Source organism: Actinomadura formosensis NBRC 14204 (assembly GCF_001552155.1).
In the GTDB taxonomy this organism is placed as follows: Bacteria; Actinomycetota; Actinomycetes; order Streptosporangiales; family Streptosporangiaceae; genus Spirillospora; species Spirillospora formosensis.
This window is the reverse complement of record NZ_BCQQ01000255.1, coordinates 1-2,990: the sequence shown is the minus strand read 5'-3', so window position 1 is coordinate 2,990 and position 2,990 is coordinate 1. Positions and strand designations below refer to the sequence as shown.

The 2,990-nt window shown below is 70.0% G+C and carries 4 protein-coding genes; 1 reads left to right on the top strand and 3 read right to left on the bottom strand.

From position 1 onward, the window contains the following. A partial coding sequence (locus AF1_RS32260) for a LuxR C-terminal-related transcriptional regulator (protein ID WP_169804074.1) occupies nt 1-1,455 on the top strand: 1,455 nt, incomplete at its 5' end. 284 nt (nt 1,456-1,739) lie between these two features. On the opposite strand, the gene AF1_RS33930 is transcribed toward AF1_RS32260, so the two are convergent. The 3 genes from AF1_RS33930 to AF1_RS32250 form a co-directional block, all read right to left on the bottom strand. After that, complete coding sequence (locus AF1_RS33930) at nt 1,740-1,928, bottom strand: DUF397 domain-containing protein (protein ID WP_165488476.1); 189 nt, start codon at nt 1,926-1,928, stop codon at nt 1,740-1,742. Between the two features lie 2 nt (nt 1,929-1,930). After that, the gene (locus AF1_RS32255) at nt 1,931-2,125 is read right to left on the bottom strand and encodes a DUF397 domain-containing protein (RefSeq protein WP_067808085.1); all 195 of its coding nucleotides are present in this window, start codon (nt 2,123-2,125) and stop codon (nt 1,931-1,933) included. After that, on the bottom strand, nt 2,122-2,990 hold an 869-nt coding region (locus tag AF1_RS32250; protein WP_217999872.1), incomplete at its 5' end, for a helix-turn-helix domain-containing protein. The genes AF1_RS32250 and AF1_RS32255, both read right to left, overlap by 4 nt.

Below are 2,990 nucleotides of genomic sequence, written 5' to 3'. Positions count from 1 at the left end.
ATCGCGCGCCGCGCGGGCCGGGCCACCCGGGACGCCGCGCTCACGGCGCGCCTCGCCCACGTCCGGGCCGGGGTGGAGTTCGAGCGCGGGTCACCGCTCGCCGCGGCGGCGATCCTGCTCACGGCCGCCGACCCGATCGCGGATCGGCAGCCGGCCAAGGCCGCGCGGATGCTGGCGGAAGCCGTCCGGAACAGTTACTTCGGCGGCGATTCGGCGCTCGCCCGGCAGGCCGCCGACCGGCTGCTCGAGGTGGCCGGCGAGACGCCCGGCGCGGTGGCGCTCGGCGGCCTCGCCCGGCTCATGGCGAACGATCCGGCGGAGGCGATGCCGCGGATGCGCGTCCTGCTCGCCGCGGCCCGGCGCGGCGGGGTGCCCGGCACCGCGGAGCGGGTCATCGCCGGGGCGATGGGCATGCTGACCGGCGACGACGAGGCCGCGTTGGAGATCTACGAGCCGCTCGTCGCCGATGCGCGCGACACCGGGCAGATCGGCTGGCTGCCGAACGCGCTGGAGCATCTGGCGGTGACGGAGATGTTCCTCGGCCGCCGCAGGGACGCGATCGTGCACGCCGAGGAGGGCATGCGGCTCGCCGAGAGCACCGGGCAGCTGCACCGCGTCGACCATCTGCGCTGCGTGCTGGCCTGGGCGGCGGCGTTCGCGGGGGACGGGGACGCCTGCCGGTCGCTCGCCGAACCGGCCGTCGCCCGCGCCCGGACGGCCCGGATCGCCCGCACCGTGGCGTGGGGCTCGATGGCGCTCGCCCTGCTGGACCTCGGCGGCGGCCGGTACGACCGCGCCCTCGACCGGCTGGAGGCGGCCTCCCGCGGCGCCGGGGACACCCCGCTCGGGCTGATGAACCTGATCCACTTCGCGGGCGACCATGTCGAGGCCGCCGTCCGAGCCGGGCGGCCGGAGCGGGCGGACGGGGCCATCGAACGCTTCGAGGGCTGGAGCATCGCGTCGGAGCAGCCGTGGGCGGCGGGCGTCCTGCTGCGCTGCCGCGCGCTCCTCACCACGGGAGAGGAGGCCGGACGGCTTTTCGCCGAGGCGGTGCGGGTGCACGCCAAAGGCGGCCGCCCGTTCGAGCGGGCGCGGACCGAGCTGCTGTACGGCGAATGGCTGCGCCGGGCGCAGCGCAAGGCCGAGGCGCGCTCACTGCTGCGGCCGGCGCTGGAGACCTTCGAGGGAATGGGCGCGGCACCGTGGGCCGAACGCGCCCGGGCCGAACTCCGGGCGACCGGCGAGGCGGGCGCGAGCACCCGCGACGACTCCGTCGCCGACCGGCTCACCCCGCAGGAGCTCCAGGTCGTCCGGCTCGCCGCCCAGGGCCTGTCCAACCGCGACATCGCGGCGCAGCTGTTCCTGAGCCCGCGCACCATCGGCCACCACCTGTACCGCGCCTACCCGAAACTAGGCGTGTCCTCCCGCGGCGAACTCGCCAGCCTCGGCCTCTGACCTCGGCTTGATCGCCGGCAGGCACATTGCCCGATCCAAGCCCAAGCGCCCGGGACGGGGGTGGGACGTGTTCGGAGGTGGACGTCCGGAGGCGGGAGGCTCGGGGGCCGGGTGGGCGCGGATTGGTGCTTACGGGCGATCGAGAGGCGGCGTCCCGGGCAGCGGACCTCGATGAGTGATCGCCACCCCAGGACGAATGATCCGCCCGAAGCCCCGGGACGTGAGCCGGTCCAAGGATGAGAGGGCCGTACCGAGGGCGAGGGTTCGGCTGGACGGGAGGACGGTCAGCGGGCCGGGTACCGCTTGACCCGCTCGATCAGGCTGGCGAACTCCACAACGGACAGAGTGAGGTGGCCACCGTCCGGATCCTTGCTGTCCCGCACTCCGATGCCCGGCGAAAGACGTCCCAGCTCAACGCAGTGCTCATCATTTGCTCCGCCGCTGTGAGTGCTCTTACGCCACTGCACGATCATGGTTACCGCTCCGGGTGCTGCTTGATCTGCTCTACCAGACCGGCGAACTGGGCAACGGAGAGGGTGAGGTGGCCACCGTCCGGGTCCTTCGAATCCCGCACCCCGATCCCGACCCCTGGCGCAAGTCGTCCCAGCTCAACGCATACCTCGTCGGTTGCTGTGCCGCTGTAAGAGCTCTTGCGCCACTGGACGGTCATGGGCACCTCTCCAAGTAATGCTTGATCATGTCGCGCGAAGCGTCCTGAGATTCGGCCTTTGCGCCGATACGTTCGAAAGTAACAGCAAAGTCCTTGATCTCGTCGGGCATTTCGATCAAGCGACCGCCCTTCTGCGCTCCTGCGTATGCGATGTCGCGGTCCTGCAAGCCGATGAGCTGGAAGAATCCGTCCGCGCCAAGGTGTTCACCCGCCGAAAACGGCACGATCCGAAGGATGACGTACCAGCGTTGTGACAGCTCCAGGAGATACTGGAGCTGTGCCTTCATGACCTCTCGGCCACCGACCGGACGTGCGAGGACTGCCTCGTCCAGAAGCGCCCAGATGTACGGGGGATCCTCTCGCTCCATCACAGCCCGCTTGCGGCTGACCCGGCCAGCCAGCATGCCTTCGACGTCCTTGGCTGTGTTCATGCGGACGTAGGCCCGCGTGTAGTCGTCGGTCTGGAGCAGCAGCGGGACCGCCTGCCCGTGGAAGACTTTGATCTCGACCGCCTGTCGCTCGTGCTGGCTGTACTGCTTGAACCAGTTCGGGTCGTGCGCCATGCGGGCGTACCAGAGCAGCAGTTCGAACAGCCCGCCGGTCTCGAACTTGACGTCGAGCCGCCTCGCGTAGTCGACCTGGAGCTTCGCGCGTCCGGCTTCGATGTTCGAAACGCTTGACCGCGCCATCCCGATGATCTTGCCCCACTGGGCGAGCGACAGCCCCTCCTTCTCCCGCATAAAGCGCAGGTAGTACGCGAGGAAGTGCCACATAGAGATCTTGGGGTCGAGCGGGTCTCGAACGATCACCATTGCCCCTCCATGTTTTTGCTTTTCGCTGATACAAGCAAAGTTAGGACATGGCC

Coding starts and splice junctions, on each gene's coding strand:
- AF1_RS33930 (WP_165488476.1), bottom strand. CDS start 1,928: ATGATCGTGCAGTGGCGTAAGAGCACTCACAGCGGCGGAGCAAATGAT.
- AF1_RS32255 (WP_067808085.1), bottom strand. CDS start 2,125: ATGACCGTCCAGTGGCGCAAGAGCTCTTACAGCGGCACAGCAACCGAC.